Origin of the sequence: Methanococcus voltae (assembly GCF_017875395.1) — an archaeon.
Classification (GTDB): Archaea; AGJL01; Methanococci; order Methanococcales; family Methanococcaceae; genus Methanococcus; species Methanococcus voltae_C.
The window spans coordinates 221,210-236,708 of record NZ_JAGGMO010000002.1 but is presented as its reverse complement, the minus strand read 5'-3'; the positions used below and the strand labels follow the sequence as shown (position 1 = coordinate 236,708).

15 protein-coding genes and 2 tRNA genes are annotated in these 15,499 nt (G+C 28.3%); 8 read left to right on the top strand and 9 right to left on the bottom strand.

What is annotated here, in order from left to right; all coding sequences use genetic code 11:
• Window positions 1-81: 81 nt before the first annotated feature.
• The gene (locus J2127_RS03430; RefSeq protein WP_209732113.1) at window positions 82-630 is read left to right on the top strand and encodes a methanogenesis marker 17 protein; all 549 of its coding nucleotides are present in this window, start codon (window positions 82-84) and stop codon (window positions 628-630) included.
• Between the two features lie 132 nt (window positions 631-762).
• Entirely contained in the window at window positions 763-1,149 is a 387-nt protein-coding gene (locus J2127_RS03425) for a hypothetical protein (protein WP_209732111.1), read from the top strand.
• Window positions 1,150-1,214: 65 nt separating this feature from the next.
• On the opposite strand, the gene J2127_RS03420 is transcribed toward J2127_RS03425, so the two are convergent.
• The 3 genes from J2127_RS03420 to J2127_RS03410 form a co-directional block, all read right to left on the bottom strand.
• Complete coding sequence (locus J2127_RS03420) at window positions 1,215-1,430, bottom strand: DUF2798 domain-containing protein (RefSeq protein ID WP_209732110.1); 216 nt, start codon at window positions 1,428-1,430, stop codon at window positions 1,215-1,217.
• 160 nt (window positions 1,431-1,590) lie between these two features.
• Window positions 1,591-1,664: transfer RNA gene (locus tag J2127_RS03415), tRNA-Ala, on the bottom strand.
• A gap of 76 nt (window positions 1,665-1,740) precedes the next feature.
• Window positions 1,741-1,827 (bottom strand) — tRNA-Ser (locus J2127_RS03410).
• Window positions 1,828-2,100: 273 nt separating this feature from the next.
• Here J2127_RS03410 and J2127_RS03405 point away from each other — a divergent pair.
• Entirely contained in the window at window positions 2,101-3,153 is a 1,053-nt protein-coding gene (locus J2127_RS03405; RefSeq protein WP_209732109.1) for a phosphoadenosine phosphosulfate reductase family protein, read from the top strand.
• A gap of 98 nt (window positions 3,154-3,251) precedes the next feature.
• On the opposite strand, the gene nadC is transcribed toward J2127_RS03405, so the two are convergent.
• Window positions 3,252-4,121 carry a carboxylating nicotinate-nucleotide diphosphorylase gene (nadC, locus tag J2127_RS03400; protein WP_209732107.1) on the bottom strand — a complete coding sequence of 290 codons (870 nt, stop codon included), beginning with the start codon at window positions 4,119-4,121 and terminating at the stop codon, window positions 3,252-3,254.
• 188 nt (window positions 4,122-4,309) lie between these two features.
• Here nadC and J2127_RS03395 point away from each other — a divergent pair, with 188 nt between their 5' ends.
• A complete protein-coding gene (locus J2127_RS03395) occupies window positions 4,310-4,510 on the top strand; it encodes a hypothetical protein (RefSeq protein WP_209732105.1) in 201 nt (66 codons plus the stop codon).
• A gap of 150 nt (window positions 4,511-4,660) precedes the next feature.
• On the opposite strand, the gene truD is transcribed toward J2127_RS03395, so the two are convergent.
• Window positions 4,661-6,094 carry a tRNA pseudouridine(13) synthase TruD gene (truD, locus tag J2127_RS03390; RefSeq protein WP_209732103.1) on the bottom strand — a complete coding sequence of 478 codons (1,434 nt, stop codon included), beginning with the start codon at window positions 6,092-6,094 and terminating at the stop codon, window positions 4,661-4,663.
• Window positions 6,095-6,526: 432 nt separating this feature from the next.
• Between truD and J2127_RS03385 the strand changes: the two genes are divergently transcribed.
• Window positions 6,527-7,756, top strand: a complete 1,230-nt coding sequence (locus J2127_RS03385) for a translation initiation factor IF-2 subunit gamma (RefSeq protein WP_209732101.1) — start codon at window positions 6,527-6,529, stop codon at window positions 7,754-7,756.
• Window positions 7,757-7,928: 172 nt separating this feature from the next.
• Here J2127_RS03385 and J2127_RS03380 read toward each other — a convergent pair whose 3' ends face one another.
• The 3 genes from J2127_RS03380 to J2127_RS03370 form a co-directional block, all read right to left on the bottom strand.
• A complete protein-coding gene (locus tag J2127_RS03380) occupies window positions 7,929-8,906 on the bottom strand; it encodes an NOL1/NOP2/sun family putative RNA methylase (RefSeq protein WP_245326434.1) in 978 nt (325 codons plus the stop codon).
• 160 nt (window positions 8,907-9,066) lie between these two features.
• Complete coding sequence (locus J2127_RS03375) at window positions 9,067-10,179, bottom strand: thiamine-phosphate kinase (protein WP_245326433.1); 1,113 nt, start codon at window positions 10,177-10,179, stop codon at window positions 9,067-9,069.
• Between the two features lie 174 nt (window positions 10,180-10,353).
• Window positions 10,354-10,980 (bottom strand): sulfite exporter TauE/SafE family protein, encoded by a 627-nt coding sequence (locus tag J2127_RS03370; protein ID WP_209732099.1) that lies wholly within the window; start codon window positions 10,978-10,980, stop codon window positions 10,354-10,356.
• A 572-nt stretch (window positions 10,981-11,552) separates the two neighbouring features.
• Between J2127_RS03370 and J2127_RS03365 the strand changes: the two genes are divergently transcribed.
• Window positions 11,553-13,193 (top strand): S-layer protein, encoded by a 1,641-nt coding sequence (locus tag J2127_RS03365; protein WP_209732097.1) that lies wholly within the window; start codon window positions 11,553-11,555, stop codon window positions 13,191-13,193.
• Between the two features lie 262 nt (window positions 13,194-13,455).
• On the top strand, window positions 13,456-13,683 hold the full coding sequence (locus J2127_RS03360; protein ID WP_209732095.1) for a hypothetical protein: 228 nt from the start codon (window positions 13,456-13,458) through the stop codon (window positions 13,681-13,683).
• A gap of 165 nt (window positions 13,684-13,848) precedes the next feature.
• Here J2127_RS03360 and J2127_RS03355 read toward each other — a convergent pair whose 3' ends face one another.
• Complete coding sequence (locus J2127_RS03355) at window positions 13,849-14,457, bottom strand: flavin reductase family protein (RefSeq protein WP_209732093.1); 609 nt, start codon at window positions 14,455-14,457, stop codon at window positions 13,849-13,851.
• Window positions 14,458-14,763: 306 nt separating this feature from the next.
• Here J2127_RS03355 and J2127_RS03350 point away from each other — a divergent pair, with 306 nt between their 5' ends.
• Window positions 14,764-15,294 (top strand): CD3072 family TudS-related putative desulfidase, encoded by a 531-nt coding sequence (locus J2127_RS03350; protein ID WP_245326432.1) that lies wholly within the window; start codon window positions 14,764-14,766, stop codon window positions 15,292-15,294.
• Window positions 15,295-15,499: the final 205 nt, after the last annotated feature.

Sequence of the window (15,499 nt, the reverse complement as noted above, 5' to 3'; positions counted from 1 at the left end):
TTATTTTAAATAGGATATCTTATATAATATATTATTAAATTACACATTTTATTATTATAATAAGTTAATTAAGGGATATTTATGGCAAAGATAAATGTAGAATGTACTGACCCAGAAGGAAAGGAAATATATGATAGAATAATCCAAACAAACCTTGAAGATTTGGTTTTGGGTAAATCAATACTACAAGTTACCATGATTTGTAATTTGGAAGAACCTTATTTTATAATAGGCGCATTGCCTAAGTCTACTTCTAGAGCAATTAGTTTAAGGGATATTGCAGAGATAGCCGAAGAAATAAAGGAAGATGACAAAGTTATAAAAAAATTAATTATAATTGATGAAACATATGCTCCAAAACTTTTGGAAAAAATAAATGTAATCGACCAACCTTCAAGATTAGAAGTAGTAACTGATTCAGATATTGAGTTAAACACAAAAGTGTACGATGCAAAAGATGAATTCATCGATAAAGTGTTAGATTTTATGAATCGAGTATTCCCTGAGGGTATGCGTGTTAGGCAGACATTACACGGGAAATCAATTGTTATGGTAGCATCGGAAAAACCAATAGCTCCAGAATGGTTAAAAGAAGCAAATGATTTAAAAGAAACTTTGGAAAATCAATAATTGATAAAATAAACTAAAATAAACTAAAATAAACTAAAATAAACTAAAATCAAATATAATAAAATATCCTAATATATAATAAAAGAAGATATCATACTAAAATTTATAATAACAAAATATAAAAGGGAAATTATGAAAAATACAATATCAAGAAGCTTTGAATTAAAGGATTATGCCATTCAAGGCACTAAATTCGGCGATTACTGGTTAAAATTAGAAGATCATAAAAAATTAAAAACAGAGATATCTTATATTCCAGAAAATTCGGAGTTTTTTACAAAAGAGCAAGCAAAAAACGTTGTAAATAATCTTTTCGAAATTTTAAAAGGTTTTAAGGAACAATTGCCTGAAAATATCGAAGTAGATGTGTTATTTAAAAGCTTTGACGTTTGTAAAACAATTCCTTTGTCAGAAGATAATACAATTGATAAAAAAGATTTATATGCTAAAATTGAAGACAAGAATGACATAGATGAAATTCTTGTAAATGTTTATTTTATTGTAAAATACGACTTATAATTTAATTTAATTTAATTTTTTTATTTTATTATAGTTTATTTTATTATATTTTTGGATTTTAAAGATTATTCGTCTTCTGAGGGTGTTTCAACGATTTTAGAGGTTATTATTTTAGCAATCGGTCCTGCAATAAATGAATAGGGGATTGCTACTACAATACCTATTAAAAATTTAGACGGCCAAGCACGTAATAAAGCTTCATTAAATCCTAAAACCGAAGCAGTCATTACAAGAGACATGCCAAAAGCCATTAATACTGACATAAAAAGTCCAAAAATCATATTTTGATATTTCTTATTTATTTTCTTTAGTTTAAACATAATTATATTCTCCAAAATAATATAATATCGAATAATATGAATATATAACTATATAAATATTAACTTATTTTAATTTAAAATAATTCAAAAGATTTTAAAATGGTTTAACCTTATAAAAAAATGGACTGAGCGGGATTTGAACCCGCGGCATCCGCATAGCCAATGCGGCACTCTCCCAGGCTGAGCTATCAGCCCACTTAAAAAAATCAATTTACAAGTTAGTAATTAATCATTACATTCATATTAATGAATATAATCTTGTATAAAAAAACGCAGAGGAAGGGATTTGAACCCTTGCGGGGCAAAGCCCCATCGGATTTCAAGTCCGACGCCTTTGACCAAGCTCAACCACCTCTGCACATAAAAGAACACCAATAGAGCAATTCTATATCCGCTATTGTATCTCTCGCAATATACCATTAAGTATTCTACTATATAAATCTTTCGGAATATGTATGGGTTAATTATAATTTTAATGAATATATTACGATAAAATAACAACATATTACTTAGTATATTAATATTAAGTATTAATATAATGATATTCTATGATTTAAATTATAAAACTAACTTACAATTATTAAAATTATAAAATTATAAAACTATAAACTTATTACTTTACGTGATTATAATGGAAAATACAGGAAAACCCCTAAATACTAAAAACTTAAAATTCACTCAATGGACTATTGAAAAACGAAATTTACACGATTTAAATGAATTAAAGTCAAATATTCTAAAAAATTTAGAAAATAGCGATTTATTGGATAAAAAAGCTCTTTTAATGTTAAGTGGGGGCAAAGATAGTGCAACTGCACTTGCATTATGTAAAGAATTAAATATAAATGTTGATTTATGTATTCATTACGTTCACAACTGGAGCTGGGATATTTCAAAAAACGAAGCTGAAAAGTTGGCTAAAAAATACAAAGTACCTATTATATTCCCCGATATAACGGAAAAGCTCTCTAAAAAAATCCGCGGTGCAAAAGGTAAGAGTATCTGTAGGATATGTAAAGACATAATGAAAATTAGGGCTGTAGAATATGCAAATGAAAACGGCTTTGATATCATAATAACTGGTGACACCGCCTTGGAAAAAATCTCAGGACCAATTTTAGATGATTTAAGAGCAAAAAACCCAAATTCCGAAGACAAAGAGTTTTATCATAAAATGGAACTTTCGAAAATCCCAAGACGTTATGATACTTATTTTTTGAGACCCTTATTAAGACTAAGCCAAAATGATGTCATGGCAATTCACGAGCATTATGATATAAACGTACAACGTGTTCACGAAGTAGGGGATAAAATCGGTCATTGGAGGGAAGGTTGCTGTTTGAAATATTGTGACCCTGAAGAAAAAATAACAACAGATTTATTCGATGAAGTTTTTCACTTGAATAAATACCTCACAGAAGTTGCAAGGGAAAATAATATACGAGCTTCCGTATTATTACCTTCAAAGGACATATTGGTTCTTCCAAAGACGAAAAGCAATGTGAAAATAGTTTTAGATGCAATAAATGATTTTTATGCGTCAAGATCTAGGTCTATATCAACCAATGAAACTTCTATACCTTCTAAAAATGGCGATGAAAATGAAAATAAAAGTAAAGACGAGAATAAAAATGAAACATTAACTTTAGATAATTTTAATTATTCAAGATGGCAAGGTTGGTAATGTACTAACTCTAAAATTAATAAAAACTAACCCTATAACAATAATGTAAAAAAGAATAATAAAAAATAAAATAAAATAAAATAAAAAGAATATTATTTTTAAATTTTTTCTAAATCCAAGCCCATATCCACAGCTTTTGCAGAATGTATTAAACAACCCATGGAAATAACATCAACAGGATGTTTTGCATAACTTAAAACGTTTTTTTCAGTAATTCCGCCGCTTAATTCTATAATCGGCTTATATTTATATATTTTATTACAATCTTCGATAATATGTAGGGCTTCTTCAATTTTTAAGTCGTTATAGTTATCAAGCATAATTATATCAGGATGATATTTTATAACTTCTCGAAGCTGAGTGTTATTATCAACTTCTACTTCAATTTTTTTGCTGAAACTAACTTTTTTAACCCTTTTCATACATTCGGCAATGCCTAATGCTTCAATATGATTATCCTTAATCATAATCATGTCATCAAGCCTATATCTGTGTGTATCCCCACCCCCTACTTTAACAGCGTATTTTTCAACTATTGATAAAAGTGGTAGGGTTTTTCGAGTGCAAGCAATTCTAACGTTTGGATTGATTTTTTTAACAATTGAAACGATTTCGTATGTTTTTGTTGCAATTCCCGACAAGTGCATCATAAAATTTAAAATCGTCCTTTCAAAAGTAATTATTTTTTGAGCATTACCAATAATTTCTAATATTTTAATTCTTTTTTCAGATTTATTTGAAAAATCAATGTAATCCCCTTCATTATATAATTTTTTGCAGGAAATGCCATTTTTTTCTAAAAATTCAACGACAAAATCAATTCCACAAATTTTAGTATTTTCCTTAACAACCACAAAAGCTTTACAGTTTAAATCTTTTGGTATCAATGTTTCAACGGTTAAATCGCCAAAACCAACATCATAAGTTAATGATTTTTCCAATATTTCAGTCGCGTGTTTTGTTATCATAATATCACGTTTATTACAATTTTAATTTTCTTAGTTATTTCTTTATTGTACCATTTATTTAAATTATTTGACCCGTTATTACATAATTTAGTTAGATTATATGGGATAATTAGGATAATAAATTATATATATTGAATATTTTAAATCATTTTATTATTATTTATAGTATTAACATTGAGGGGTATGTTATGAAACATAAACTTTTTCTAATTCTTTCTTTATCTTGTATGCTAATGTTTTCAGGGTGTATCGGTGTAACAGTATGTTCTGACGAAGTTTTAGATGTAAATGGGAATGTTAACCATGATTCTAAAGATATTTCAAAAAATAATGGTAAAAAGATAGAATCCAACGCTAGGACTAGTAATAGTCAATTTAAAATAGTATAAATTAGACTTAAAAAATAAAAAAATATAATATAAAAAATATAATATAAAAAATATAATATAAAAAATATAATATAAAAAATATAATATAAAAAATATAATATAAAAAATAATAATAAAAAAAGAGTAATAAAAAATAGTAAATTATCTTAATTATGATAATTTACCTGTAAATTCTCTTGTTACGATTGTAGCATAGTTTCCTTTTTCTAATTCAAAAGATAATTTCAAAATTGGATTTTCTTGTGAATTATTTTCTTTATTTTCTTTATTTTCAGTATTTACATCGTTTTCATAAATTTTTTCAATTTTAAAATTATACACTGGGGTAATCATTTTACGCCTAAATCCTGAGAAATTACCATAATCTTCTATTCTAAATTTCTTAAGATCTATATTGTACTTTTCAAATACCTCTTTCTCAATTTCTCCGGCTATACCTCCAGAGTATTCTGTTTTATAACCGCAAAGTGGTGCAGTAGGTATTCCATCTTCTAGTACATCCCCTTCTAGGGTTTCATAACCGTATTCGTACCTTTTATTCAATATTTCATTAAATAAATAGGATTGGTAAGCGTTTACAAACAAACTTCTAAGCTGTGGCGCAAATGCGTAAAAAGCCTTCTTATAGTCTTTATACTTTAAATACTGTTGTATAAGTCTTTTTTCGTATTCACTTTCTCGAGGGAATAATTTTAAAGCTAATTTGAAATCTCCATCTTCAACTGCCTCTCTAGCATCTTTTTTAAGCCCTTTTTCATGTATGGGTGTACCACAGTAAATATAAAATGCCGTTTCAAAGTCTCTTTCATAAATATGTTTGCCTACAAGGTGAGTAATTGGTCTATAAAGCCCAAAACGTTGAATTCCGAAATAATTAATTACATAACCTAACTGTGTATTCTCAATAGGATTTTCGTTTTCACCTTCTTCAAAATCCCTAATTTTTATTGTAAACCTATTACCCCATAAATTACCCATTCTCAACTTTTTATTTGATTTACAAACATCTTTTACTATAAATTGACCTCCTCTTTTTTTTACGAGTCCATTTTTACCAACTGCTTCCAAAACCTCTGGTTTAATCCCAAAACAACCCATTCTTTGAGTTGTTAACGCATACTTATCTTTAGTGCCTGCAAAACCAAAATTTTTTCTTTTAGTTTTCGTAAGTCTTGCTAAATCTTTTACAACGTCAATCGTGTTATAATTAAGTTTTTCAATTGTAAAATGCAAAAAAGACCCATTCCAACGTTCCACATCTTGGAACTCTTCAGGAGTATTTTCTTTATTTTTATTATTTTCATCAATTTCTTTATTTTTTAAGCTTTTCCCAGCTTCTAAAACTAAGCCCTTTTCTAAAATTTCCTCAACGATAAAATCTTCAGGATTTTCTTTTACGAGCCCATCATTTCGCCTAAAATTTGTAATAAAATGTTCAATGTTTATTTTTAAATCATTTAAATCAGTTCTGACTTTTTTATTTCTAAACTTTCGCCTAAAATTATTTCTAAATTTAGAGATATTTTCATTACTTTCTTTTTTTCTTTCTTCCATGACATATTCAAATTTTTTATAAGTTTCCATGTGTTTCCAATCTCCGTGTACAATTATAATGTATTAAATTACTAATTTCCATCAACATATTTTAATTTTACAAACCTATATAAACTATAAATAACTATCTTCTTTTAATCTAACCATTATTATTTGGGTGTACGTCGATAATTTTTAGTACGCTATTTAGTATATTGTTTAGTATATTAGTACTTGTACATAAATTTATAATTATTTTATAAAACTTATAAATATATTATTTTATTTTCAAATGTACGTTAGAATTTGCATAAATTGCATAAAGCCGATTTAAGATTTAATTAAGAATACTACTAAGAATCAAATTAAGAATATTATTAAGAATATTATTAAGAATATTATTAAGAATTTACTTAAAAATCCTATTAAGAATAATATTAAGAATTACTATTAAGAATATATTACACGTTACGGAGGGAAACAGTGACAGGAACGAAACAATCAGAAGTAAATATTGGAATGGTTGGACACGTAGACCACGGTAAAACAAGTTTAACAAGAAAATTAACCGGTGTTTGGACAGATACTCACAGTGAAGAATTGAAAAGGGGTATTTCAATTAGATTGGGTTATGCAGATTGCGAGATTAAAAAATGTCCAGAATGCGAGGGTGCTGAATCCTACACCATTGAGAATAAATGTGAATGTGGTGGAAAACCTGAATTTTTAAGAAAAATCTCCTTTGTAGATGCACCAGGACACGAAACACTTATGGCAACTATGTTATCAGGAGCTTCCTTAATGGATGGTGCTATTTTAGTTATCGCAGCAAGCGAAACATGCCCGCAACCACAAACAAAAGAGCACTTAATGGCTTTAGACGCTTTAGGTGTTAAAAACATTTTAATCGTTCAAAACAAAATCGATTTAGTTTCACGTGAAAAAGCAATCGAAAACTACGAAGAAATAAAAGAATTCGTAAAAGGAACTGTAGCAGAAGATGCACCTATAATTCCAGTTTCCGCACACCACGGTGCTAACTTAGATGTTTTATTAAACGCAATCCAAGAATACATCCCAACACCTGAAAGAGACGATACTTTAGACGTAAGAATGCACGTTGCAAGAAGTTTCGACGTAAACAAACCAGGTTCCCCTATTAAAAACTTAAAAGGTGGAGTTATCGGTGGAAGTATTATTCAAGGTATCTTACAAACCGGTGCAGACATCGAAATAAGACCTGGTATAAAAGTTATAGAAGGAAACAAAACATACTGGAAGCCAATTATAACAAAAATAACCTCACTCGGTGCAGGCTCTAAAAAAGTAAAAGAAGCACAACCTGGTGGTTTAATTGGTGTAGGTACTGAATTAGACCCTTCATTAACAAAATCAGATGCTTTAAACGGTAGTATTGCAGGAAAACCTGGAACCTTACCTCCAACTTTAGAACAAATGACAATAAAACCTCAGTTACTCGAAAGAGTTGTAGGTTCACAAGACGAATTGACAATTGAGCCATTAAAAACAAACGAAGTTTTGATGTTAAACGTAGGAACATCAACAACCGTTGGAATAACTGCTTCAGCAAGACCTGATGAAGTAGATATTAAATTAAAATTGCCAATCTGTGCAGATAAGAATGATAGAGTAGCAATTAGCAGAAAAATAGGTTCAAGATGGAGATTAATCGGTTACGGACTTATAATCTAAAAATATAATATTTGATAAAATAGTAAATTCTATTTTTATTTTATTTTATTATTTATTTTATTTAATCTTATTTTTAAAATTAGTTAATCATTATTAAATTTTATTTTTAAAATTTAAAAAGATAAAATAGTGAATAGTGTATTCAACATACAACATGGTATATTTACAATTTTTACAATTTTTTAAGTTTTGCAATATAGAACGGTTCATTTGGCGGTAAAATCTTAAGTGTACCTTTAATTATCGCATCTTCTATATGTATTCCTTTATAGTCGTTTTTATCTAATTTTACAAGTTCTACATCATTTCTAAGGTTTACAATGTGACTAACAACTTCTTCGTCTTCTTCAATTTCTGGTGAACATGTACTGTATACCAATTCGCCACCTGATTTTAATAAATTAATCGCTGTATGTATAAGCTCTTTTTGACGATTGGAGCAAAATAAGATGTCACTTCTATTTTTAACCCTGCTACTGTCCTTATACGCATTACCCGTACACGGTGCATCCAATAATATTTTGTCAAATAATCCCAATTCTTCAGGTTTTAAATTAACAGAGTCGGTGTTTATCGTTACAACGTTTTTAAGCCCCATACGATTAATATTTGATGTAAGGCTTCTAACTCTGTTTTTGTTTACTTCAACGGCAAAAACCATGCCTTCGTTGTCCATCAATTGAGCGATATGTGTAGTTTTACCACCTGGCGCTGCACACATGTCTAATATACGTTCGCCTTTTTGAGGATTCAAGGCAATAACGGGCACCATTGAAGAAATACTCTGCATAAAGTAATATCCATAGAGATATTCGGGAGTAGCGCCAACTGAAAAAGGGCTACTAATCACTTTAAAGGCATAATCTAAGAAAGTATCTTCCAAGACAATTTTTTTACTTTCAAGCCTTTTTTTCAAGTCCTCGGGTGTAATTTGCAATGTATTAACCCTTATGTACTTATAATTTTGAAAATCGACTTCATTATTGTCATCTTCATTTTTTTTATCCAATTCTTCATTAAAATTATCGTTTTTCAAATTATTATTAGATTTAGATAAATCTAATTCTATTTTATCTTCTTTTCTAATTTTATCTTTTATTTGTCTCATTTTTTTAATATCTCTTAATGAAGAAGTAAGTTTAAGTCCCATAATGTCACCAATATTTATTTAATGTAATTTTATCAACATAATATTATACTTATCTTAATAATTATTGTAATTCTAAACTATTGTTTATCATATTATTTATAATTAATATTGAATTTAATATTAAATTATCAATATATCCATCGATATATCTATTAATATACTAATCATTCCAACGATGAACATAACCCTTAACAACACCTTCATGGAATTCATCAAATGCTACACCATCTATATATTGACCATTTTCAATTGTTTTTCCGATTCTTTGAACTTTACTTTTATTTTTATTCTTACTTTCAATTTTTTCCAATTTATTATTCAAATACTGACTCGAATTAAATGAGCTAAATAGTAATTCAAATTCTTCACCACTATTGAATATAAGGTCTAATAAACCAATATCATCAATATCAAGCTCTTCACAAAATTCAAAGGTTTCAGAACTTGCACAATTTAGTATATCTTCCGAATTCAGTTCAAAATTATTTATATATGTTATGTCCTTGCCCAATCCATCGGAAATATCGCAACAAGTATTTATATGACCATTGAGTACCATACCTTCAAAAATTCTTGCTTTTGGCTCACTAAGTTTCTTAAAAATCTCAGGATAGTTATTTATGAGCTTTAAACCTCTATTGAAGTCATTTGGAACTCCATTTTTTTTATCAACCAAGTACTTTTCATACATCATCAAAGCACAAGATACTTTCCCTAAGTCATTAGTTATGTAGATATTAGACTCATATTCGTTTGTTTCTAATTCTACTTCTGTTTTCAATCTGTTTTTTAAATTAAAATCCCTAAACACAGGATTTGGCGTAATACCAAATGCAGTACCAGATAAAACCAATTCTTTTGATTTATTGGTATCGCCACCTAATAGTGGACATTCATATTCGCAACAAGCCGAGTTTATCCCTCTTGAAAGCTCGTCAATATAATTTTTATTGGCAGTTTCCGCGTCAAATCCCATAGACACTACAATTCCAAGTGGTTTAGCACACATAGACGCTATATCGGACACATTGGCAGTAACTACACGTTTTCCAATTTGAAAAGGTGTAAGTAATTCTGGAAAGTGGGTACTTTTAAATAACATGTCCGTAGTTATCACTAATTTGTTAATCCCTAAACTAATTACTGCACAATCATCTCCAATAGACTTTACAATGTCTAAATTTTCAGTTACTGAAGTATTGTTTTTTTGAATTATATCTATTATATCAAATTCATTTATTGCTTTTTTTTCCATATTTTTTATATTTTCCATATTTTGACCAAAAATCTCTATATCTTTAATTTAACTTATATGATATCTTTTATAAAAACTTAATAACAAAGAAAAAAGAAAAATAAAGTAAAAATAAAGTAAAAATAAAGTAAAAATAAAGTAAAAATAAAGTAAAAATAAAGTAAAAATAAAGTAAAAATAAAGTAAAAAAATTTAATGAATTCCAAACAATGGGCCAGAAATATTCCAAATTCCAAATAATATAATTATAATGCCACTAATTAACGGCAATTTGTTTATACTGTTGTTCGAAACATATTTTTCCAAGAAATCTTTACTTTTTACGAATAGAATTGAAAACAATGAAATGCTAATTGCAAGACCTAAGCTAAATATAACTACATACAATAATCCTTCTACGATGGCGCCACTAGATATGCTAATTAAAAGCACCGCAAGAGCCGCGGGGCAAGGAATTAAACCAGCGGATAATCCTATGGCCACAGCACTTTTATTTGTATCTATACTATGTACATGAGGTTTATAGTAACTTTTTAATATCCAAATACCCACTAGTAATAAAATAACGCCACCAATGAGTTCCATGGTTGAGCTTAAGCTTCCTACATTGAAATAATTTGATAAATACAACGATAAAATACCCATAAGCAAAATAACAATTGTATGGGAGAATACTACTGTAAAACCCAATGTCAATGTATTGTATATATTAGCATCCGTCCCAAGTACGAAGGCAGCCATAACTGATTTTCCATGCCCCGGTTCTAGTGCATGAAATGCCCCCAATAAGAATGCTGAAAATAATATAATGTACTGCATAATCACCACCCATTCATACTAAATTAATAGTATTACGATTTTTAAAATATTCTTAATAAATTATTACTTAGTAATAAAATATTATCGTTACTATATAAATAGATGATTATTATAAAGTTTATTTAAATAGTATTAAATACTACTTTAATATATTATATATTACAATATAATATTTTTTTAAAGTTTTGAATACTACGACAAAAATGGAAAGATATATATACTATTGTGGTCTACAAATAAGCATGTTAATTAATAATCATTACAATAAAGAGCTTATTGTAACTAATATACATTAAATAATCTAATAGATTGTAGGAGTAAAGGTTTTAATCGTGGTATGTCTTTATTTATTGCCTTTAATGTATATATTTAGGCATATAATTAAATTTAAACAAGATATAGTTTTTTAGTATTAATTATTAAAAAATAGTAATATCATATCATAAGTTTTATATATTATTCCTACTATTACATATGTGTGTTGACAAGTAATATTAAAATTAAAAAAATAATACTAAGTATTAATAATATATAAAAAATATTATTAATGTTAGTACCCCTTAGGTGAACTAATGGTAAGAAGCATAGTTAAAACTAGTGCAATTATCGCAGGTAGTGCAATGTTGGCTTCGACATTGGCTACGGGCGCTTTTGCAGTAGAACAAATCGGAGATGTGGAAGATTTCTCGAAAAAAGTTGTTGTTGAAGGAAATCCAAATGTTAATATTGTTGTAGGTTCGAACGCAAACGCAGGAGATGTAATTTCTGCAGCAGAAATAACCGCCAAAGTTGGTAATTTATTATACACAGAGCAATCAGCAGATGTTGGTTCAGCAAAACTTAACGTGAGGGCTTTCGCTAAGTCAGATGATTATAATTTGGTAAGCAATAAGGAAGTTAATTTAGCAGTTAAGGATGACAACGCGTTATTTGTGGCAGCTGCAGATGGAGATTATGCAGATTTAATGGCAAATACTGCTTATTTTGGAGACGACACTGATTTAGATGCAAAAGATGGTGCTGTTTCATTAGGTAGATTATCCACCTTAGCTGAAGTTAAAGACACTGACCCATTTGACTGGTTTGATAATGATGACGATGCTTATGAATTTTTAATGGGCAGAGTTACAAAAGAAAACAATGACAAATGGGCTGTAAAAGAAAATGAATTATCTTACGCTGTTTTATCATTCAAAGACGATAATACTACATTTGACGGATTAACCTCATTATGCCCGGGTAAAGAAGTACCATTCCTGGGGGAAAACTACATTCTCATGAGTATGAGTAGTAGTAAAGATACTATAGTTTTAGGTAAGGAATTATATCAAGGTGTGATCAGAGAAGGCGATACTTACGCTGTAAATGGTCTTGAAGTTAAAGTTGATTCTGTTTTAGTAAGCAATGCAGGAACTAGTACTGAAGAATACAAAATAAAGTTACAAATTTTAAAAGATGGTAAGGTAATCGCTGAAAAATTCGACAACGCACCAACTAATTTAATGGCTGGCGGTATCGGCGTTAGGATGTTCAAAGCTTGGAAAGATGTAGGAAATGATTATGGTTTCGTTGAAGTAGTAATCACCGATAGATTAAAGTGTATGCACTTAGGTGAAGAATACGTACCTGACTGGGAAGCTTATGCTGTTGTAAAACAAGGTGGTAAATTAGTTTACTTAGACGATATTGAAAAACCTGATACTAAAGTGGGTTATGCTTTAAAATACGTTGGTGACGACCATGATTCATTATCATCAGGTAAAGAAATCGATATTGTAAAATATGCTAGCATGAATTTCGATGACGATGACGATAAAACAAGTACCATGAATGTATTCTTTGAAATGGATACTTCAAAGGATTTAGATTTAACTGTTGGTTCAAAAGGAACTGTTTTAAATGCTGAAGTGACCTTACAAAGTATCGAAGGTAGCGGAACTAAATTAACAGGTTTAAAAGCTCCATTAGCTGTTTTAGATGGCGAAATAGCATTAGACTCAGCTGACAAAAACTTAATTGTTATTGGCGGACCTGTAGTAAACGCATTATCAAAAGAATTGAAGTCAATGGGTAAAATAAACCTTACAGAAGACTCACAAGCTACATTAGCAGTTGTAAATGGCGTAGCTAACGGAAATGATGTTTTAGTTGTAGCAGGTGGAAATACAAAAACTACCAACGAAGCTGCAAAAGCATTTGTTGAATTATTATAATTAAAATTGGATAATACATTATATCAAAATTATTCAATTTTTTTAAATTATTTATATTCCTTTGTATTCCTTTGTATTCTTTTGTTTTTATCCATATTATTTTTTAGTAATTTTTTTAGTTTATTTTTGTTATTATTGCGTATTATATTAGTTTATATCCTAAATACGAATATATACATCAAAAAAAATCCTAATTTCGTACGGATAATTATATATTATATAATCCTAATATATCAGTTAATTAAATTATCTGGGTGACATTGTGAAATATTTTAAATTTAAAAATAATGAAACGGATATCTATTTAAGCAGTAAAAACATTAAAAACGTTGCAATAAATGAAAATTTTGTATATATTGATTTATTCGAGCCTATTTATGTAGATAGTACCGTAGCTTGTTTAATGTTTGAAATGGATGCTGAAAAATTAGATAAATTTATAGCTTACTTAACTGAAAAATCATACGATATGGAAGTACCTTCAAAGTAAGTAATCTAAATGAAAAATTTATTAATCAATTATTTAACAATTTAACTTACTGATATTAATCTATAAAATAAAATGATAATAATAATACTAATAATAATAATATATTTATTGAATATGGTAATTAATTAAATAATTAAATAATAACTAATTAAAGTAATTTAATAATTATTCTACGTATTTTTTTGATAATGGGTCTTTACCATCTGGAAACATAGCTCCAAAAGGTTCATGCGTCCCTATTTCGTTTACCGTGCAGAAATTCATCCCTGTAGAATCGCCTACATTAAAAAGTGGTTTGGCCTTTTCTACATCGAGAGAACCGTCTTTTTTTAAGTATTTGTCATCAGCTTCTAAGTTGACTACTTTACCCATAATTAAATCATAGGTTGGCTCTTCGTATATTTTGAATAATTCGCATTCCATCCAGGCGTAGCTTCCTTTAATACCTGGTGTCTTAATTACTCTCGATTTTTTCTCTTCAATCTGTGCGTAGTCGTATTCGTCTATTTCAGGAGCGGTATGTTTCGCAGTAGGTACCACCTTATCTGCAAAATCTATCCCTGTCATATTAATTACAAATTCGTTCATTTCTTTAATATTGTCTAAAGTATCCCTTCTTTTTGCTGAAGCAATACATATTAAATCAAGGGGTCTTAAAACTGGCATTAAACAGGAATAAGGTGCTATATTTCTAATTCCTTCCTTATTTACTGTTGAAATAAACCCTACTGGTAATGGTATAAAATTTTCTCTTAAAAAAGGTTTTAAAATCATTGCATACCTCTATTTTTAAGTTTTTATTTTTAATTTTTAATTTTTTATAGTATTATAACATTATATTAAGAATATTGGTATTATTTATTTTATAATTATATTACATAATAATACTTATTTTATAAATATATTACCAATTAAATTACGTAATTAAGTTATTTAATAACCTATTATTTCGTGAATTTTTAATATAATAACCTATAAATATTATAATTATGATAAATAACCAATTATACGACCATATGGGGCAATAATTTAATTAATATATAAAATTACGCAGGTGAAAGTATCAACAGATGTAAAAAAATGGCAATTGTTGCACATTGTATATTGAATGGAAACGCAAAAGTAGAAGGGATATGCGAATATGAAGGGGCTTTAAAAGACGTGGTAAATTACTTAATGGATGCTAACTATGGTATAATCCAATTACCTTGTCCTGAAACTATCATGTATGGTATCAAACGATGGGGGCATGTAAAGGAACAATTTGACACCCCTCATTTTAGAGAACAATCTCAAAATATGTTAAAACCCGTAATCCAGCAAATCATGAACTACAAAGAAAATGGCTATACGATTGATTTATTGGTTGGCGTAGATGGTAGTCCAAGTTGTGGTATTTACAAGACCTGTTCTGGTTCAGAATGGGGTGGATTCTCAAGTAATTCAAACATGAATGAAAAAATAAATAAAATGGAATTTATTTCTGAAAAAGGTATTTTCATGGATGAATTAATAAATATGTTGGAAGCTAATCAAATTTCTATGAAGTATGTTGCAATAGATGAAAATGATGTGGAAGAATCCTTGAAATACTTAAAAAGTTTATTATAATAAATTTATTGTATTTTATTGTATTTTATTGTATTTTATTGTATTTTATTGTATTTTATTGTATTTTATTGTATTTTATTGTATTTTATTTTAATTTCCATTGCAATTTAAACCTTATTTTTTTATTGCTATTTTTTAAACTATTGGCTGATGTTAAAACACTTTTTTATCCATTTTTTTATAGTAGTATTATATTAAGTTTTTT

Bases quoted from the DNA above. Each gene is read 5' to 3' on its own strand.
- J2127_RS03370 (WP_209732099.1), bottom strand. From the start codon at position 10,980: ATGCAGTACATTATATTATTTTCAGCATTCTTATTGGGGGCATTTCAT.
- J2127_RS03420 (WP_209732110.1), bottom strand. From the start codon at position 1,430: ATGATTTTTGGACTTTTTATGTCAGTATTAATGGCTTTTGGCATGTCT.
- nadC (WP_209732107.1), bottom strand. From the start codon at position 4,121: ATGATAACAAAACACGCGACTGAAATATTGGAAAAATCATTAACTTAT.
- J2127_RS03430 (WP_209732113.1), top strand. From the start codon at position 82: ATGGCAAAGATAAATGTAGAATGTACTGACCCAGAAGGAAAGGAAATA.
- J2127_RS03350 (WP_245326432.1), top strand. From the start codon at position 14,764: ATGGCAATTGTTGCACATTGTATATTGAATGGAAACGCAAAAGTAGAA.
- J2127_RS03425 (WP_209732111.1), top strand. From the start codon at position 763: ATGAAAAATACAATATCAAGAAGCTTTGAATTAAAGGATTATGCCATT.
- truD (WP_209732103.1), bottom strand. From the start codon at position 6,094: ATGGAAACTTATAAAAAATTTGAATATGTCATGGAAGAAAGAAAAAAA.
- J2127_RS03380 (WP_245326434.1), bottom strand. From the start codon at position 8,906: ATGGGACTTAAACTTACTTCTTCATTAAGAGATATTAAAAAAATGAGA.
- J2127_RS03365 (WP_209732097.1), top strand. From the start codon at position 11,553: ATGGTAAGAAGCATAGTTAAAACTAGTGCAATTATCGCAGGTAGTGCA.
- J2127_RS03355 (WP_209732093.1), bottom strand. From the start codon at position 14,457: ATGATTTTAAAACCTTTTTTAAGAGAAAATTTTATACCATTACCAGTA.
- J2127_RS03405 (WP_209732109.1), top strand. From the start codon at position 2,101: ATGGAAAATACAGGAAAACCCCTAAATACTAAAAACTTAAAATTCACT.
- J2127_RS03395 (WP_209732105.1), top strand. From the start codon at position 4,310: ATGAAACATAAACTTTTTCTAATTCTTTCTTTATCTTGTATGCTAATG.
- J2127_RS03375 (WP_245326433.1), bottom strand. From the start codon at position 10,179: ATGGAAAATATAAAAAATATGGAAAAAAAAGCAATAAATGAATTTGAT.